The 18,250-nt window shown below is 45.8% G+C and carries 16 protein-coding genes and 1 pseudogene; 9 read left to right on the top strand and 8 right to left on the bottom strand.

Annotated features, from left to right (window positions below):
* Position 1: 1 nt before the first annotated feature.
* Together ACP7BU_RS05220 and recG are read right to left on the bottom strand one after the other, a co-directional pair.
* On the bottom strand, positions 2–637 hold the full coding sequence (locus ACP7BU_RS05220; RefSeq protein ID WP_005263771.1) for a ComF family protein: 636 nt from the start codon (positions 635–637) through the stop codon (positions 2–4).
* On the bottom strand, positions 624–2,669 hold the full coding sequence (gene recG, locus ACP7BU_RS05215; RefSeq protein ID WP_253112368.1) for an ATP-dependent DNA helicase RecG: 2,046 nt from the start codon (positions 2,667–2,669) through the stop codon (positions 624–626). Before recG ends, ACP7BU_RS05220 begins: the two co-directional genes overlap by 14 nt.
* Positions 2,670–2,702: 33 nt before the next feature.
* Between recG and ACP7BU_RS05210 the strand changes: the two genes are divergently transcribed.
* Positions 2,703–3,518: an NAD-dependent epimerase/dehydratase family protein gene (locus ACP7BU_RS05210; RefSeq protein ID WP_425879471.1), complete on the top strand. Its 816-nt coding sequence runs from the start codon at positions 2,703–2,705 to the stop codon at positions 3,516–3,518.
* A 239-nt stretch (positions 3,519–3,757) separates the two neighbouring features.
* Here ACP7BU_RS05210 and plsB read toward each other — a convergent pair whose 3' ends face one another.
* Positions 3,758–6,325 (bottom strand): glycerol-3-phosphate 1-O-acyltransferase PlsB, encoded by a 2,568-nt coding sequence (gene plsB, locus ACP7BU_RS05205; RefSeq protein ID WP_425879473.1) that lies wholly within the window; start codon positions 6,323–6,325, stop codon positions 3,758–3,760.
* A gap of 282 nt (positions 6,326–6,607) precedes the next feature.
* Between plsB and ACP7BU_RS05200 the strand changes: the two genes are divergently transcribed.
* Together ACP7BU_RS05200 and ACP7BU_RS05195 are read left to right on the top strand one after the other, a co-directional pair.
* On the top strand, positions 6,608–7,480 hold the full coding sequence (locus ACP7BU_RS05200; RefSeq protein ID WP_004645045.1) for an acyl-CoA thioesterase: 873 nt from the start codon (positions 6,608–6,610) through the stop codon (positions 7,478–7,480).
* Between the two features lie 174 nt (positions 7,481–7,654).
* Positions 7,655–8,902 carry a dicarboxylate/amino acid:cation symporter gene (locus tag ACP7BU_RS05195; RefSeq protein ID WP_253102191.1) on the top strand — a complete coding sequence of 416 codons (1,248 nt, stop codon included), beginning with the start codon at positions 7,655–7,657 and terminating at the stop codon, positions 8,900–8,902.
* Between the two features lie 274 nt (positions 8,903–9,176).
* On the opposite strand, the pseudogene yihA reads toward ACP7BU_RS05195, so the two are convergent.
* From yihA to ACP7BU_RS05170, 5 genes and pseudogenes are all read right to left on the bottom strand, one after another.
* A pseudogene (yihA, locus tag ACP7BU_RS05190) lies at positions 9,177–9,953 on the bottom strand (ribosome biogenesis GTP-binding protein YihA/YsxC); the annotation flags it as partial.
* Between the two features lie 105 nt (positions 9,954–10,058).
* A complete protein-coding gene (locus tag ACP7BU_RS05185) occupies positions 10,059–10,499 on the bottom strand; it encodes an RrF2 family transcriptional regulator (protein ID WP_425879476.1) in 441 nt (146 codons plus the stop codon).
* A 97-nt stretch (positions 10,500–10,596) separates the two neighbouring features.
* On the bottom strand, positions 10,597–11,358 hold the full coding sequence (locus ACP7BU_RS05180; protein WP_005101211.1) for a globin domain-containing protein: 762 nt from the start codon (positions 11,356–11,358) through the stop codon (positions 10,597–10,599).
* A gap of 153 nt (positions 11,359–11,511) precedes the next feature.
* Positions 11,512–13,062, bottom strand: a complete 1,551-nt coding sequence (locus tag ACP7BU_RS05175) for a helicase HerA-like domain-containing protein (protein WP_425879479.1) — start codon at positions 13,060–13,062, stop codon at positions 11,512–11,514.
* 18 nt (positions 13,063–13,080) lie between these two features.
* Positions 13,081–14,283, bottom strand: coding sequence for a PLP-dependent transferase (locus ACP7BU_RS05170; protein WP_425879481.1), 1,203 nt, complete (start codon positions 14,281–14,283; stop codon positions 13,081–13,083).
* Positions 14,284–14,446: 163 nt separating this feature from the next.
* On the opposite strand from ACP7BU_RS05170, the gene ACP7BU_RS05165 reads away from it, so the two are divergent.
* The 6 genes from ACP7BU_RS05165 to rplB all read left to right on the top strand — a co-directional run bounded on the left by ACP7BU_RS05165 (position 14,447) and on the right by rplB (position 18,231).
* Positions 14,447–15,181, top strand: coding sequence for a type 1 glutamine amidotransferase (locus ACP7BU_RS05165; protein ID WP_425879483.1), 735 nt, complete (start codon positions 14,447–14,449; stop codon positions 15,179–15,181).
* Positions 15,182–15,453: 272 nt separating this feature from the next.
* Complete coding sequence (gene rpsJ, locus ACP7BU_RS05160; protein ID WP_000070912.1) at positions 15,454–15,765, top strand: 30S ribosomal protein S10; 312 nt, start codon at positions 15,454–15,456, stop codon at positions 15,763–15,765.
* Between the two features lie 60 nt (positions 15,766–15,825).
* Positions 15,826–16,464: a 50S ribosomal protein L3 gene (rplC, locus tag ACP7BU_RS05155; RefSeq protein ID WP_004645054.1), complete on the top strand. Its 639-nt coding sequence runs from the start codon at positions 15,826–15,828 to the stop codon at positions 16,462–16,464.
* A gap of 11 nt (positions 16,465–16,475) precedes the next feature.
* The gene (gene rplD / locus ACP7BU_RS05150; RefSeq protein ID WP_004281511.1) at positions 16,476–17,078 is read left to right on the top strand and encodes a 50S ribosomal protein L4; all 603 of its coding nucleotides are present in this window, start codon (positions 16,476–16,478) and stop codon (positions 17,076–17,078) included.
* Positions 17,075–17,395: a 50S ribosomal protein L23 gene (rplW, locus tag ACP7BU_RS05145; RefSeq protein WP_004281510.1), complete on the top strand. Its 321-nt coding sequence runs from the start codon at positions 17,075–17,077 to the stop codon at positions 17,393–17,395. Before rplD ends, rplW begins: the two co-directional genes overlap by 4 nt.
* An 11-nt stretch (positions 17,396–17,406) precedes the next feature.
* Positions 17,407–18,231, top strand: coding sequence for a 50S ribosomal protein L2 (gene rplB, locus ACP7BU_RS05140; protein WP_004281509.1), 825 nt, complete (start codon positions 17,407–17,409; stop codon positions 18,229–18,231).
* The last annotated feature ends 19 nt before the right edge of the window (positions 18,232–18,250 follow it).

Genomic DNA, 18,250 nt, shown 5'->3' with positions numbered 1-18,250 from the left:
TTCAGATTTGAGCACCTGCCAGACAGGCTGCATAAACTTTTTGACAGCCCAGTTGTTCAAGTGTTTGGCTCAGTGCTCGAATCGAGCTGCCGGTCGTCACCACATCATCAATAATCAGCACCCGACGGTAACGCAGCTTGGAAATGGTACTGATCTGGAATTGTGATTGGATGTCTTCAATCCGCTCCAGCCGGCTTAGGCCCTTTTGCGAGTGTTGTTTCATTCGTCGAACAGGTTGCCAGATGGGTACATTCAACTGTTTTGCCACATGTTTGGCCAGCACTAGAGATTGATTATAACCGCGCTCAGCCAGACGCTCATTCGAGATCGGCATCGGTATTATCGCACTGACTTTAGGTAGGTCTAAACTTAACAGCACACCTGCCAGTAAATTTTGCAAATGCAGCTTCTGTTCATATTTAAACAGTTGAATCAGCCGGTCCATCGGGTAAGCATAGTCGCAGGCAATCTGGAACTGCATTTCCTGCCGTTGAATGGTTTGATGTGCCCAGGGTAATTGTCGCCAGCAATCTTCACAGACTGAATGAATGGACTGATGATCGGTCAGACAGAGCTGGCAGGGCTGTAAGCGGGTCAGCCAGGATTTTCCATGTTGCAGTAATTTAAACATAGGCATAGCGCGGTGCTTCCGGTAGCCAGCGTTGCAATAATGCTTCGGCCTGATCGGGATAATCCTTGAGCATCTGCTGAGCCACATAATGTGCCTGATTGAGCAGGTGATCATCACGTTCAAGTTTGGCCACACGGAAATTCATGTCCCCGGTCTGTTTGGTCCCGAGCAGCTCACCCGGGCCACGTAACTCCAGATCTTTCTCGGCAATCATAAAACCATCATTGGTTTCGCGCATGATTCTTAAACGTTCCTGACCATTTTGCGAAAGTGGATGCTTATACAGCAGGGCACAGAAGCTGGCTTTGGCGCCACGACCGACCCGGCCACGTAGCTGATGCAATTGAGATAGACCCAGACGCTCGGCATTTTCAATCACCATAATGGAGGCATTGGGTACATCGACGCCGACTTCGATCACGGTGGTGGCAATCAGGAGCTGTAATTCATTATTTTTAAATTGCTGCATTACCGCCTGTTTTTCATCGGCTTTCATCTTGCCATGTACCAGTCCGATATTCAGCGCAGGAAAGCGCTCGCGAATTTCGGCAAAGGTCGCTTCTGCGGCCTGAGCATCCAGGGTTTCGGACTGTTCTACCAGTGTACACACCCAATATGCCTGCTTACCTTCAGCACAGTTGCTGGCAATCCGTTGCAAGACTTCTTCGCGTCGATCTAATGGAATGGTCACGGTCTGAATCGGGGTACGGCCCGGCGGCAGCTCGTCAATCACCGAGGTATCCAGATCACCATAGGCAGACATGGCCAGTGTGCGGGGAATCGGAGTCGCAGTCATCACCAGTTGATGCGGAGACATACCATCTAGCCCTTTATTTCTGAGAGCAAGGCGCTGATCCACACCAAAGCGATGCTGCTCATCAATAATCACCAGACCCAGTTTGGCAAACTCGACATTTTCCTGAAACAGGGCATGCGTTCCGATCACCAGATGGGCGCTGCCATCCCGAATCACCTGTTCCGCTGCGGCACGGGCTTTACCTTTTTGCTTGCCGGAAAGCCAGGCCACATTTAAGCCCAAAGGCTCAAACCAGCGTTTAAAATTCAGATAATGCTGCTCGGCCAGAATCTCGGTCGGTGCCATCAATGCAACTTGCCAGCCTTCTTCCAGTGCATGGCAAGCTGCGACACCAGCCACTAGGGTTTTACCCGCGCCGACATCGCCTTGCACCAGACGCAACATCGGTTTATTGCTTTTTAAATCCTGCACGATTTCTCTGGATACACGTTTTTGCGCACCGGTCATTTCAAAAGCCAGACTGGCTAAGAGCTGTTTGGCATAGGTTTTACTGGGCGCAAATGAAGGCGCTTCGACTTGCTGAATAAAGGCCCGACGTGTCAATAAACTGATCTGATGCGCCACCAGCTCTTCAAAGATCAGGCGTTGCTGTGCAGGATGCGAGCCTTGTGCCAGCTGCAGCATATTGGCGTTGACTGGTGGATGATGGATATATTCCAGTGCCTGTTTCAGCGCATAACCGTTACTAAATTTTGCTGGCAGCAATTCAGGCAGATGGTCGCTATACTGAGCCAAGGCCTGCTGAATATAATCCCGTATTTTTGGCTGGGTCAGACCTTCAGTCGCCGGATAAATTGCCGTGAGCTGGGTTTGAGGTAAAGGTGTGTCCTCAGTAATGACTTGCAGTTCGGGATGATACATTTCCAGACCGCGCGCACCGACCCGCACTTCACCAAAAATTCTTAAACGGTTACCCAGTTTGCAGCGGTCAGTAATACCTTTATAGATATGATAAAAACGTAAAGTAACCTTGCCAAAATCATCATCCAGCAGCACAGCCATAGATTTGCGTTTACCGGGTGGAAAATCTACACCTTTAACGATCCCTTCCAGCAGATAACTGCGTCCCACGCTCAATTGATTCATGGGAATGATCGTGCTACGGTCTTCATAGTCACGTGGTAGATGAAAAAGCAAATCATCAGTATTGAAGATATTTAGTTTTTCGAGTAATGCAGCGGCGGCATTGCCAACGCCTTGTAACTGATGGACTGCAGCCATGTCCCCTCAACCAGATTTGTGATTCGGTGCTCAATGCATATTTTATTTACCGGTTATGGTAAAACATCCCGACGTGTGGCTAAACAACTATTTGAGCAAGGTCATCAAATTAGCACAATTAGCCAGAGTCCCAAAACAGATTCATTCGCAACTCATCTGATTCAGGATGTGCATCAACTGGATTTAACAGCAGTTACACCGATTGACTGGGTCTATGTATTACTTAGTCCAAAACAAAGTACGGTTGAAGGCTATCAGCAAACCTATCTGGATTCTGTTCAGCCTATTGTGGCTGCCTTGAAACAGCATCCGGTGAAACGGATTGTGGTGGTGTCATCCACCCGGGTCTATGGGCAAGATGCCGGTGAAATCGTAGATGACGAAACTGAAATTCACCCGAATGATGCTCAGAGCAAAATCTTGCAGCAGATGGAGCAGGCTTATTTCACTGCTTATCCTGAGAAATGTACCATCATTCGTCCAAGTGGGATTTATGGAGCATCGGTAGAACGCCTACAAAAAATGGCCGCCTCGATGTTGAGATATCCGAATCTGCACTGGTCCAACCGGATTCATATTGAAGATTTATCACGTTTCTTGTCACATATGATTCACGTGGAACATCCGGAATCTTCTTATATTGTGACCGATAACCAGCCAAAATTATTGCATGAAATATTGCAATGGTTCCAACAGCAGCTGGGACTTCCTTTGTTGCAAGTAGAAAGTGAGCAGGTGACAGGTAAGAAACTTTATGCGACTCGAATGCAGAAAATGGGATTTGAGTTAGAGCATCCAGATTGTTATGAGGATTATTTGGAGTTGATGGGAAAAAATAATCCCTCCTAGCCTCCCTTTTTAAAGGGAGGAATCCCCCTCCTTTTCAAAGGAGGGGTTAGGGGAGGATTTTATTTAAAAGACCTCTCCCTATCCTCACTTGCACTTCGTTTTAAAAGCCGTGCTTTAAAACTCGCTCAGGAGAGGGAATACTCATATTTAAATAATGGCATTAGCTTTCCAATTTTCACTTCTTATAAATTCTTAAATAAAAAGAGAGGCCTTAGCCTCTCTTTTTATTTAATTTAAACTTACTTCTTTTTCCGCTTCGCGCGTTTCTTGGCTTGTTCAGCTGCAACCGCATCGAGGGCTTCTTTCAGTTCTTCATCCGTAAAGTCGGTGATGTGGTGCAGCATTTGTAGCTTCACTTCATCCAGTACCAAATCTGCATATTGAGCCACATTGGTTAGCTGCTCATCAAAGACAATCGCATTGTCTTCATTGGTACACAGATAACCTTTTTGGGTTAAGACTTTAATAAAGCTCTGGAATAGGGCTTTGTCGAAGAACTCAGGTGAGTTGAACTCATATAGCACAGACAGGCGTTGACCAACCAGGTAACTGAGCTCTTCGACCTGACGGGTCGAGATATTGCCAGAACCACGTTGGGTAATCAGTGCCAAAGTCATGTAATAACGTTCCAGACTTTGAGTTACGGGCGCAGCCAGAATTTCAAGCTGATGATGCGCTTCCGTATTCGGTGCCGGTGCAATCAGGTTTTCACCATCTTGTGTAATCAGTTTCGAGGCAATTAAGCTGTCAATATGCGCATTCACTTGATCCTGAATTTCATCTTCATGCCATTTTAAGAACAGTTCGGCTTTGAGGAATGGATACAGGGTACTACTGATATTCACGACATCATGACGGCGAATGGTACCGTTATGTTCAACTAGGGCGGCTATCAGGGAGGGCAGCACAAAAGTGTGCACAATATTATTGCGGAAATAGGTCAGCAGAACGGCCTGATTGTCTTCAATGGCAATGATATCGCCCAGTACATGCTTGACTCGCTTGATCAGTTTCAGCTTCATTGCATAGGCAATAATTTCCTTGCCAGAAAGTGGCGTCACCTGCATGCGCTCATCATAAGGCAGGGCAGCCAGCAAGGTGCGATAGGTATCTAGCTGTTTGATACAGATCTCTTCATCCAGCGTATGTTTCGGCGTAGCCAGCAAGATTAAAGATAATAGCGATACTGGATTGATTACGACCGCACTGTTGATGTTTTCCAGAATGGCTTGTGCCGAGCTATTCACTGCATCAGAAACCGCTTGTGGAATCGGATCGTCATTCTTTTCGATTTTGATATTTTCTGCGCCATGCTGTTTCAGAATGTCATCCAGAAATACCGGGTTCCCGAAGTTCAGGTGTACCTTGCCGAAAATGCGTTCAATCTTGCGCAGAGTTTTCAAAATGCCGAAAATAGACTCGGCTTCTTTCGGCTTGCCACTCATTTCACCGACATAAGTGCCACCTTCCATCAGGCGTTCATAGCCGATATAAGTCGGCAAAAATACGATCGGCTTAGATTTGCCACGTAAATGACCATGCACGGTCATCGCCAGCATCCCGGTTTTTGGCGGAAGCAAACGACCGGTGCGTGAACGGCCGCCTTCAATAAAGTATTCCAGCGGGGTATTACGTGACAGGACGCTATACAGATATTCTTTAAACACCGTGGTATACAGCGCGTTGCCGCGGAAAGTACGGCGAATAAAGAAGGCACCGCCACCACGTAAAATCTGACCGACAAAAGGCATATTCAGGTTATCGCCCGCAGCGATATAAGGCACCATCAGACCACGACGATAGATCACATAAGACAATAATAAATAGTCGATGTGGCTACGGTGACATGGGGTATAGACAATCTCGTAATCCTTGGCCAGTTCCCGTACGGTACTGAAGTTATGCACTTCCACGCCGTCATACAGTTGCGTCCATAAGCGGGTCAGGGCTTTGTCGGCAAAGCGTACAGTCGAGTGAGAATAATCGGAAACGATTTCGTTCAGATAACCGATGGCACGACGTTCAGATTCCAGCATCGAGATTTTGCTACGAATACTGTCATTGCGAATCGCCGCCTGTACATCTGGTGACTTGATCAGGCCATGCATGACATTACGGCGGTCGGACAGGTCCGGCCCGAGAATGACTTCGCGCTGACCATCCAGGTAATCATTTAAAGTGCTGACAATATAGGTGGCCGGCGCTGAATTTGGATGCGTCTCTTTGGCAAAGTTAATCAAGGTGCGTAAAGACTGCGGTTCATGAAACTCTAAATAAGACTGGCGACCATGCAGGCCGATATTGACCAGTTGCTTGACCCGGCTTGGTGTAGACCAGGTATCGGTAAATAAAAGCTTAAACCAGGAATCTTCTTTCTCAGGTTCACGTCCCCAAAGTACTGTTACCGGAACCAGTTCGACATCCAGCTCAGGATGCTGTTCCAGGATTTCAATCAGACGTAACAGGCGCGGTGGAAACGCATGTGGCGGTGAACTCAACAGGTTATTTTCATCATGATGCTGTAAAAACAGTACCGATGCTTTTTCCTTATTATTGCCCAGTTGCATTGGATCAAGTGCAGCCGGCAATTTTAAGCGTCGCGTTTCTGCATCGACCACCAGTGCATTACTGCGCGAATGGTTCTGTAAAACGTAGCAGACCAGCTTTCGCGAGTCTGTTGCAGTCTGATCAGATTCAGGCGCTGTCACTTCACTTGGTACTTCCCCAAGAACATGAGGGGTAACCACAAGATCAAGTAACTTACTTGAAAGCTTGCGATACATTTGACCAAAGCCATTCTTGGACATAGCTGCTCCTAATTTTACTGACCAAAACCACAGGACTTCTGAGGGAATTTATTTTGCGGGTTTCTAAAGCGAAACAATATATCTTTTTTTAACAACTTCAACAGAAGTGCTTCAATTTTAGCGTGAAAGCAGGTGCTTTTCCTAGTCACTTATGACATCAGTATGACAGAACAGTCATGCAAACTTTAGAGTTTCGGTCTGATTTTGTGGCAGAATATTCCAGATCAATTATTTAGATCCGTTTTTCCATTTTGGATATCTCCAATATTAGATAGGTTGCTTATGAATGCCTTAACACAGGAACTGGTCGAGCTGCTCAGCTTAGAAAAGTTAGAAGAAAACATTTTCCGGGGAATCAGCCGGAATCTGGTGGGCAAGCGCGTGTTCGGTGGGCAGGTTTTAGGGCAGGCACTACGCGCCGCGTCTTATACCACAGATCGTCCAGCACATTCATTACATGCCTATTTTCTGTTTGGCGGGGATGTCAATGCACCGATTATTTATGAAGTGGATCGTATCCGTGACGGCAAGAGCTTTGTCAGCCGTCAGGTGCGCGCTATTCAGCATGGCCGTACCATTTTCATGTGTATGGTGTCTTTCGCGCATCAGGAAGAAGGGCTAAATTACCAGATTTCAGAGCCTGAATATCCACCGGCAGAAAGCCTGAAAAATGAAGCGGAACTGATCAAACAGATTATTGAGTTTATTCCGGAAAATGTCCGTGCATCTTTCACTCGTGATCGTCATGTGGAAATTCGTCCGGTCAATCCGCAAAATCCATTCCAGCCTCAACCTGAAGCACCGTCTTATGCGCACTATATCCGTACGCATGACCGTATTGCTGCAGAAGTCGATCAGATCTCCTTGCATCAGGCTATTGCTGCTTTCTATTCTGATTTTACCTTGATGACCACAGCGCTTCGTCCACATGGTCTGAGCTATATCTCGCCAAGTTTGCAATGTGCCAGTATTGACCATGCCATGTACTTCCATAAACCGTTCCGTGCGGATGAGTGGATGCTTTACGATATGGATGCCACCCAAAGCGCCAGTTCGCGTGGCCTGAATTTTGGCCGGATGTGGCAGAACGGTGAGCTGGTCTGCAGTACCTCTCAGGAAGGCTTGATCCGTTTACGTGAAATCGAAACACAGTAATTTTTCTTCCTGCTCAAAAAGTCGAATCCCTGATTCGGCTTTTTGTTTTTAAGCCGGATGAAAATGGCCATTTGATATCATGTCCTCACGCCGCGTTTATAAAATATTACTCGATTCTGTAGAATTCGCATGGCATAGTGCGGCTTAAGATCAATATTAAAAATGCATGAAAAGATGAGCTTAAATACGCAAATTCTAATTGCCGCCGTATTGGGGGTGCTGTTTGGATTTCTATTGACGATATTTCCGCAGACCTCATTTTTTGATGTCAGCTTATATGGCATCGGTATCGTCAGCAGCATTTTTATTGGCTTGTTAAAAATGCTGTTAGTGCCGCTGATTTTTAGCTCGATCGTGGTCGGCGTATCCAATCTGCAGGCGGGTGGGCAGCTAAGCCGCACCTGGAAAATCACCCTGATGTGCTGTGTGACCACCACCACCTTGGCGCTCATTTTAGGTCTGGCGTGTGCGCATTTGTTTGATGTCGGTAAGGGTGTTGATGTGCTGATGTTCCAGGATGCCATGGCGCAACATCAAACGCCAGATACCCTGACACCTTCATCTTTCTTTACCAATTTTATTCAGAATACCCTGATCAATCCGTTTAAAGCTTTTGCCGATGGCAATGTCTTGGCGGTGGTAGTCTTTGCCTTATTTGTTGGTGTGGCACTGGTGGCAGGTGGGGATAAGTTTCGTACTGTGCGCAAGCTGAGTCACCAGTTTTTCGAAATCATGATGTTGATGATTGGCTGGGTGATGAAACTGGCACCGCTTGGTATTTTTGCCTTATTGGCTAAATTAATTGCCACTGAAGATGTTTCAGTCCTCAGTCGTCTGGCTGAATTCGCTGCGGTGGTTACCGGCACGACGATTTTTCATGGCATCGTGGTCTTGCCTTTATTGCTATGGGTTTTCGGCAAGATGGATCCGGTCACGTTCTTTAAAGGCACACGAGCTGCTCTGATTACTGCCTTTGCTACCAGTTCCAGTTCGGCCACCATGCCCTTGTCAATGAAATGCGCACAGGAAAATTTAGGAGTACGTCCACATACCGCAGGCTTTGTGATTCCACTTGGTACACAGTTGAATATGGATGGCACAGCACTGTATGAAGCGGCAGCAGCATTATTTATTGCCAATTTAATGGGGCTGGATCTGAGTCTGGGGCAGCAACTGGTGGTCTGCGCCACGGCGATGATTGCATCCTTAGGTGCACCAGGAATTCCGAGTGCCGGTATGGTGACCATGATCATGGTCTTGCAGTCGGTCGGTTTGCCTGCCGAGGCGATTGCTATTCTTTTACCGATCGACCGTTTACTGGATACCGTACGCACAGTCGTGAATGTTCAAGGGGATATGATGATCAGTGTGGTGGTGGACCGGCATACGCGTGAACCCGATCTTCAAGCTACAGATAGCTAAAACATTTAAAAAATAAAAAAAGCAGGCCATTGGTCTGCTTTTTTTATAAGGTAAGTTTTAATAAATCCAGAACTCCCAGACCATTGCGGTGATATGGATCTTAATCCGGTGAATGCTTATTCTGATTCAATTCATCTGCCGCTTTAAGCTCGGATTGATCCTGCTCAAGTAATTCCAGCGGTTCTTCAGCTTCATTTAAATCATGTGTCGATACTTCGGCAACATGCTCCGAATCAGTTTCACTAAGCTCGAGCTCTTCAAGCGGTTCATCAGATTCATTTAAATCATGCGCTGATGCTTCCGGAATACTGTCCAGATCATATTCAGAGGCTTGATCTAAGGTAAAGTTCAAACGGCCACCCATGACACTGGCCAGTTCTTCTAAACCTTGTTTGTTCATGGAGGAAAACAGTTGAATCGAGAAATCCACCTTCATCTTTTTCAATGCCGCTTTGACTTCCTGCAAGGCTTTGGATGCAGGACCACGGTTTAGTTTATCTGACTTGGTTAACAAGACATGCACGAACAACTGGCGGGAATAAGCCCATTCCAGCATCATCACATCAAAGTGTTGCAGGGGATGGCGGATATCCATCAGCAATACCAGGCCTTGTAAGCTCTGGCGGTGAATCAGGTAATTTTCCAGTTCTTTTTGCCAGACCAGTTTCATTTTTTCAGGCACAGCCGCATAACCATAACCGGGTAAGTCGACCAGACGCTGATCCGGATTGCCCAGGCTGAAAAAGTTGATCATCTGGGTACGGCCAGGTTTTTTCGATGCACGTGCCAACTGTTTCTGGTTGGTCAGGGCATTAATCGCACTAGACTTACCCGCATTTGAGCGGCCGGCAAAAGCAATTTCATAGCCTGTATCTTCTACACAAAGACTGAGTTTGGGTGCACTCATTAAAAATTCGGCTTTGCGTAGCCAGTTGAGTGCGCGCACAGAATATTCAGTAATGGCAGAATCAACTTTTTTCTCGTAGCTGATCTTTTGCTTAGGCGCATGGGCTGTCTTACTGTTTTTGGATTTTCCTCTGCTGTGGTGCATAACTCAACTTCAATAAATGATCTACAATGAAACATTATAAAGGAAGTCGCACAGGCAAGCGAACTTTGCCGCAAGAATAAGTCACAAGACATGACCCTGAAGACTTTAAAGATTAATCAGGCTGATCGGAGAATTTGTGCTGAAACGCGCATTTCGTGGCCTAATCACATCTTTAAGTACATATTGATCCAGACTGCTATAAAACTGTTCCACGGCATCATCTAAAATGCCTTTTAAGCCACAGGTCGGACGTAATACGCAGGGTGGGCTATTGCATTCCACTACATTGTTGTCGCGTTGCAGGATCCGCACAATCTGTCCCAGCTGGAGGTTCAGGCTGGCCGGATTTAAACGTATGCCGCCACCTTTACCACGTATGGTAATCAGCCACTCCTGTTTCGCCATAAAATGCACGATTTTCATGGCATGATTTTGTGAAACCTGTAATCGCTCGGCAAGTTCTGCAATGGTATAGGGGAGATCACGTGGCTGTGCGACATACATCAGAATCCGAAGCGCATAGTCAGTGAATTTATTGAGTTGCATAAGGTCAACAGCTAGAAAATGAAAGAATTGAATGTTAAAAGCTCCACGAATGGAGCTTTTAATCAGAATCTGATGCTAGTCTAAACCGTTTTTGCAATTAAAGCTTGAGCGGGGCAGACACTTCAACTACATCACCAACTTTGTAGTGGTCGATCAGTGTCTGTGCAACCGAGAATGCGGTTGGATTTTCTTCCGCTTTCACAGTAATTTGATATTGCTCGTTTTGAGCCTGATCAAAGCTAAACTGTTGTGGTTGACGAATGTGCTGTTCAGGCACCTGTACACGTACTGAAATATGTTCACCGGCTTCAGCACTTGCAATCGCTGCACCATCTTTAGCTTTAAGTGTAAAGATTTTACCTGCGTCGGTATCATTCACTGCTGCTACTTCAAATTCGCGCCAGCCCGCCCAGCCACCATTTTCAGAAGCTAGGGTGGCATATTTAGATTTTTCCACACCAATCAAAATATCTGCCAGTTGCATATACGCTTCTTTCCAGGCTGCAATCAGGTCTGAGTCCATGGGTACATCTAAAACTTCGCTGATCGAGTGCAACAGATTCTCACCGACAATCGCATATTGATCCGGTTGAATATCCAGGCTGACATGTTTAGTGGTAATGCGTTCGATGGCTTTGGCCAAAACGCCCGGATTGGTAATGTTTTCGGCATAGGCAAGTACTGCGGCAGCCAAGGCACGTGGTTGACGGCCGGTACTTTGATGATCCATGTTGAAGGTGTTTTTCAACTCTGGATGGTTGTTCAACATGCGGTTATAGAAATACGTGGTAAGTGCTACGCCGTTTTCACGTAAAACAGGAACAGTCGCTTGTACAAGTTCGATATGTTGTGGAGTCATGAGAGCCGTCTATAGGTGTTTTTTAAAAGATGTATTTAAATTACATCTTTTAAAATGGCTTTACAATAGCGCATAGTCATAAAACCATAAAAAAATTATGGGATATAAGAATATCCCATAAAAAGTATGATGATGATCGGAAAAGGAGAGGAATTATTTGCGGCCAAACAGCGAACCCAGTAAGCCGCGCAAAATTTTCTGCCCAGTACTCCCGCCCAGGCTGCGGGCAGCACTTTTGGCAAAGGTGCCGACAATATCCTGAGTCAGTTTTTCTCGTTGCTTGGCTGCGCGTTCAGCTTCTTTTTGCTGTTCTCGTGCCAGACGTTCCTGTTCTTTAATTTGCTGCTTGGCAAGAGCTTCTTGTTCCTTGCTTTGTTGTTTGGCAAATTCGGCGGCCTGAGCCTGTTGCTGGCGTTCTGCGACCTTGTTTTGCAGCATTTCGTGGGCGCTGTCCCGATCGACTGGCTGCTCATAAATACCGGCAACTATACTTTGCTGCATGAGAGCCTTGCGTTCTTCAAGCGAGATCGGTGTAAAGGATGAATGCGGCGGCATGACCCAGCCACGCTCTACAATTTGTGGAATGCCCTTTTCATCCAGGCAGCTAATTAGGGCCTCACCTACTGCTAACTCGGTAATCACCTGATCGACTTTAAATTCAGGATTGGCGCGGAAAGTCTCTGCTGCGGTTTTTACTGCTTTTTGATCTTTGGGAGTGAAAGCCCGCAAAGCATGCTGAACCCGATTGCCGAGCTGGCCTAAGACACTTTCCGGCAAGTCCAACGGATTTTGCGTGACAAAATAAATTCCCACGCCTTTAGAGCGAATCAGGCGCACCACCTGCTCAATTTTATCTTGTAGGGCAGGGCTGGCATTGTCAAACAAGAGATGCGCTTCATCAAAGAAGAACACCAGTTTCGGTTTGTCCAGATCGCCAACTTCTGGAAGCTGTTCAAACAACTCGGAGAGCATCCAGAGTAAGAAGGTGGCATACAGCTTAGGCGTGTTCATCAGCTTGTCAGCCGCCAACAAATTGATATTGCCACGGCCCTGACTGTCCGTCTGCAGAAAGTCCATCAGATCCAGCGCCGGCTCGCCAAAAAACTGGTCACCGCCTTGGTCAGCCAGTGCTAACAAATTACGTTGAATCGCACCGAGACTGGCGGGTGAAAGATTGCCATATTCAGCTTTAAAGTCAGCCGCATGCTCAGAGACATAACTCAGCATCGCTTTCAGATCTTTAAAGTCGATCAGCAATAAACCCTGATCATCGGCAATCCGAAACACGGCAGATAAAACGCCTTCCTGGGTGTCATTCAGATTCAGTATTTGCGCCAGCAGCAGCGGGCCAATTTCAGAAATGGTAGTCCGAATCGGATGACCCTGTTCGCCAAATAAATCCCAAAACACCACTGGTGAGGCTGCAAAAGGAATGGACTCGATATTGAGACTTTTAATCCGTTCATCAAACTTGGGGCTGCTTTCACCTGCTTTGGTCAGGCTGGACACATCGCCTTTGGCATCGGCGAGGAATACAGGTACACCAATTCGAGAAAAGCTCTCCGCCAATACTTTTAAAGTCACAGTCTTTCCGGTACCAGTGGCACCTGCAATCAAGCCATGTCGATTGGCAAGTTGGGAATGCAGCACAATATCCTGTGTGGCATCCGCAGTTTTTTTAGCAATAACAATTGGTCTACCCATAGCTTTTCCTGTTATTTATTATTCGTTTTTAAGTTTTTTCATTTGTTCTAGTGCATGCTGAATATCTTGAATCAAATCTTCCGGATATTCCAGTCCAATACAGAAACGAACCAGCAAGCCGTCTTTTAAGTGTGAATGTTCCAGCACACGCATGTCTTTTAAGTTATATAGCATGACCAGACTGACAGGGCCACCCCAACTAAAGCCAAGCTTAAACAGTTTTAAGCTATCACAGAAATTCCGGATATCCTGCATTACGTATGTGCTGTCAAAGATCACGCTGACCAGGCCGGCACTATCACCTTGCTTGCAAATTTCTTTCCAGTACTGATGGCCTGCACTGTCCGGATCTGAAGGATGAAGTACTTGCACAAACTCGGTTTGCTGTTTAAGCCATGTCATTAATGTAAGCGCACTGTTGGATTGATGTTGATATCGCAGTTGCATCGAAGCCAGACTACGTTGTATCTGTGCCACATCATCACCAGAAACACTAATGCCCTGAATGGCATGCGCACGGAACAGTTTGTGATGCAGGGTCTTATCTCGCGTAACCACTGAGCCCATCAGGATATCACCACCGCCACTTGGATATTTGGTCAGTGCATGTACCGTCATATCTACACTTAAATGCTCTTCACTAAAATCAAAGGCATCAAAAGCCAGACCTGCGCCCCAGGTATTATCCAGCGCAGTAAGAATATTGTGTGCCTGAGCTTTTTTCACTAAACCAGCCAGATCCGGAAATTCCAAGGTGACTGAGCCAGCAGCCTCGAGCCAGATCAGTTTGGCTTTATCTGTAGGCTGAAACGTATCAAGCTCTATGGGATTGTAGACTTTAACTGTAATTCCATAACGCTTTTCCAGATTGCGTAAATGCTCCATGTTTGGACCATAGATATTGTCAGCCACCCAAACCTCATCGCCTTGACTTAAAAAGCAAGAATTCACGAGATTAATCGCGGATAAACCACTCGGTGCGAGCAAGTGATATAAACCACCTTCGAGTTGTGCAATGTTGTCCCCCAGAGTAAAGGTTGTAGGCGTGCCATGCGTGCCATAACTATAGTCATAGCCATCGGTCCAATGGCGATTAAACAGGGCATCGGTATTGTTAAAGATAATGGTCGATGCACGATAGAGGGGAGGCTGAATAGTAGAAATCGCTTGAGGAGCCTTTCGTGGTGCATGAATCAGGCGAGTTTGAGAGTCTTGTTTCACGTGAATGCGCTCAAATGTAATCAAATATTACTCTAGCTTAAGAGAATCTGTGACTCACTGCCAGTTACGTTGTGAATTGTTTAAAAACAACAAGTCTTATAAAAAGTTGGCTTCATTTTTGCAAAACCTAAATTTATATAGCTAAAAAAATAGGTTGAGGAGCATGAAGTCGCATTTAAAAGTGCATTATTTTCAGCATACTGCTGGTGAAGGTTTTGGTAGTTGTTATGAATTTTTAAAGCAGCATCAGGCGCAAATTACCGCGACTGAATTTTTTGCTTTACCCGTCGATCGACCGCTGGAGATCGAGGCGCTGCCTGCAGTGGAAGAGGTGGATTTGCTGATCATTATGGGGGGAACCATGAGTGTGAATGATGAAGCGAATTTCCCCTGGTTAAGAATAGAAAAACGCTGGTTGCGTCGCTATCTTTCGCATGGCAAACCGGCAATTGGCCTGTGTCTGGGTGGGCAATTGATTGCAAATGCTTTAGGTGCAGGTGTTAGTCGCAATCCAGAACAGGAATTGGGGTGGACCACGGTGCACAGAGTGACGAATCTACCAGAGACGTGTTTTAGCTTGCCGGAGCAATTTAATATTCTGCAATGGCACAATGAAACATTTGAATTGCCCAAAGGTGCAGTCCATCTGGCAGAAAATGAAGCCTGTCGTAATCAGATGTATCAGTTGGGCAGAAATGTATTGGGCTTCCAGTTTCATCCTGAAATTACCCCAGAAACCCTGGCATTGTTTTTGGAAAATGAAGAAGAGCTTGCGCAATTTTCAGGAAAATATGTGCAAAATTTATTTGAATTAAAAAAAACCACGAAGCAAAAATTTATTGAAGGAAATCAGATGTTAAATCGTGCTATAGAATATGTTTTGGCGAAAACTGCCTAATATTTAAACAATAAACTATTGTTTTAAGTCATAAATTGAAAACTTGGATAAAACCATAAAAGAGATTTGCTTATGCATTAAACAATGGCTATAATAAGCGACCCTTCAATAGGAAGGGGGTTAACTGCGAATAAAGTAGTTAACTATCGTTACAGTCGTGGCATCGATCATGACCTTAGTGATATTTCACTGCTCTTGACACTTGCCCATATAAAGTGGGGTGAGATGCGTCAAGAGTGATTCTTTATATATTTGGCTTGGAGTTTACTGGTATGTCTAACCAGAGAATTCGTATCCGTCTTAAGTCTTTTGATCATCGCTTGATTGATCAATCAGCTCAAGAAATCGTAGAAACCGCAAAACGTACTGGCGCACAAGTGTGTGGTCCAATTCCAATGCCAACACGCATTGAACGTTTTAACGTTTTAACATCACCACACGTAAACAAAGATGCGCGTGACCAGTACGAAATCCGTACTTACAAGCGTTTGATCGACATCGTTCAACCTACAGACAAAACTGTAGATGCATTGATGAAGTTAGATCTTGCAGCTGGTGTTGATGTTCAGATCGCATTGGGTTAAGGCTTTCGGGTTAATTAACACTCTAAGTTAATTAGGCCGCTTTTTTAGAGGTTTATGCACATGGCTATTGGTTTAGTCGGTCGCAAGTGCGGTATGACACGTATCTTTACAGATGCTGGTGTTTCTGTGCCTGTTACAGTGATTGAGGTTGATCCTAACCGCATCACTCAAATCAAAACGCTTGAAACTGATGGTTATCAAGCGATTCAAATCACTACTGGTGAACGTCGCGAATCTCGCGTAACTAACGCTCAGAAAGGTCACTTCGCGAAAGCGGGTGTTGCAGCTGGTCGTCTAGTTCAAGAATTCCGTGCTACAGAAGCTGATCTTGAAGGTCGTGAAGTTGGTGGTACGCTTACCGTTGAATTGTTCCAAGTTGGTCAAGTTGTTGACGTAACTGGTCAATCTAAAGGTAAAGGTTTCCAAGGTGGTGTTAAGCGTTGGAACTTCCGTACGCAAGATGCAACTCACGGTAACTCAGTTTCTCACCGTGTTTTAGGTTCTACTGGTCAAAACCAGACTCCTGGTCGCGTATTCAAAGGCAAAAAAATGGCTGGCCATTTAGGTGCTGAACGCGTAACTACACAGGGTCTTGAGATCGTTGCTATCGACACAGAACGTTCAGTTCTAGTTGTTAAAGGCGCGGTTCCTGGTGCTACTGGTGGCGACGTAATCGTTCGTCCTACGATCAAGGCCTGAGGGGAAATAACGTGAATTTAAATACTGTTTCCGGCTCTGCTGTTGAATTATCAGAAGTTGCGTTCGGTCGTGAATTTAATGAAGCTCTTGTTCACCAAGTGGTTACAGCTTATTTAGCTGGTGGCCGTCAAGGTTCAAAAGCTCAGAAATCACGTGCAGACGTTTCTGGTGGTGGTCGCAAGCCATTCCGTCAAAAAGGTACTGGCCGCGCTCGTGCTGGTTCTATTCGTAGCCCAATCTGGGTTGGCGGTGGTAAAACTTTTGCTGCTCGTCCACAAGACTGGTCTCAAAAAGTAAACCGTAAAATGTACCGCGGTGCTATGCAATGCATCCTAGCTGAACTTGTTCGTCAAGATCGCCTAGTTTTAGTTGAAGAGTTTGCTGTTGCAGCTCCAAAAACTAAAGAATTGCTTGCAAAACTTAACGACTTGAATGCGACTCGCGCATTGATCGTTACTGATGCTGTTGATGAGAACCTGTATCTTGCTGCGCGCAACATTCCACACGTTGATGTGGTTGATGCTGCTGCAATCGATCCGGTTAGCTTGATTGCGTTCGACAAAGTTGTTATGTCTGTAGCTGCTGCTAAGAAAATTGAGGTAGAACTCGGATGAACAACGAACGTATCTATCAAGTCCTGCAAGGACCTGTATTCTCAGAAAAAGCACAAGTTTTAGGTGAAACTGCTGGTGTTCAAGTGTTTAAAGTTGCATTAAATGCAAACAAGCTTGAAATCAAAAAAGCAGTGGAACAACTCTTTGGTGTGGAAGTTGTTAAAGTTAACACGACTATCACTAAAGGTAAGTCTAAACGCTTTGGTAAAACATTAGGACGTCGTTCTGATGTTAAAAAAGCATACGTCACCCTGAAAGCTGGCCAAGATGTTGAAATGGCTGACTTGGGCGATACCGCTGAAAGCACAGCGGAATAAGGACGAGAATTATGCCTATTCAAAAATGTAAGCCAACGTCTCCAGGACGTCGCTTTGTAGAGAAAGTGGTTCACGATCACCTTCACAAAGGCGCACCATACTCTCCGTTGGTTGAAGCTAAAAAACGTACTGGCGGCCGTAATAACAACGGTCACATCACGACTCGTCACGTTGGTGGCGGTCACAAGCAGCACTACCGTCTAGTTGACTTCAAACGTAACAAAGATGGTATTCCTGCAACTGTAGAGCGTATCGAATACGATCCTAACCGTACTGCACACATTGCGCTTGTATTGTATGCTGATGGTGAGCGTCGTTATATCATCGCTCCTAAAGGCCTTCGCGCTGGCGATAAAGTACAGTCTGGTAACGATGCTCCAATTCGTCCAGGTAACTGCTTGCCGCTTCGCAACATGCCTATCGGTTCTACTCTTCACAACATCGAACTTAAAATCGGTAAAGGCGCGCAGTTAGCTCGTTCAGCTGGTACTTCAGTTCAGCTGTTGGGTCGTGACGGTTCTTACGCTATCGTTCGTCTGCGTTCAGGCGAGATGCGTAAAATTCACGTTGAATGCCGTGCTGTGTTAGGTGAAGTATCTAACTCAGAAAGCAACCTTCGTTCACTAGGTAAAGCTGGTGCATCACGCTGGCGTGGTGTTCGTCCTACCGTTCGTGGTATGGCGATGAACCCAGTTGACCATCCACATGGTGGTGGTGAAGGGCGTAACAAAGGTATTCAACCTGTAAGCCCATGGGGTCAAAAAGCTAAAGGGTACAAGACACGTACCAATAAGCGTACGACTAAGATGATTATTCGCGACCGTCGCGTTAAGTAACAAGTAAAGGAATCTGACA

It is taken from the genome of Acinetobacter sp. 40AMC3-4, from assembly GCF_049898185.1.
Lineage (GTDB): Bacteria > Pseudomonadota > Gammaproteobacteria > Pseudomonadales > Moraxellaceae > Acinetobacter.
The sequence above is the reverse complement of the archived record's forward strand: the minus strand, read 5'-3'. Positions and strand labels throughout refer to the sequence as shown.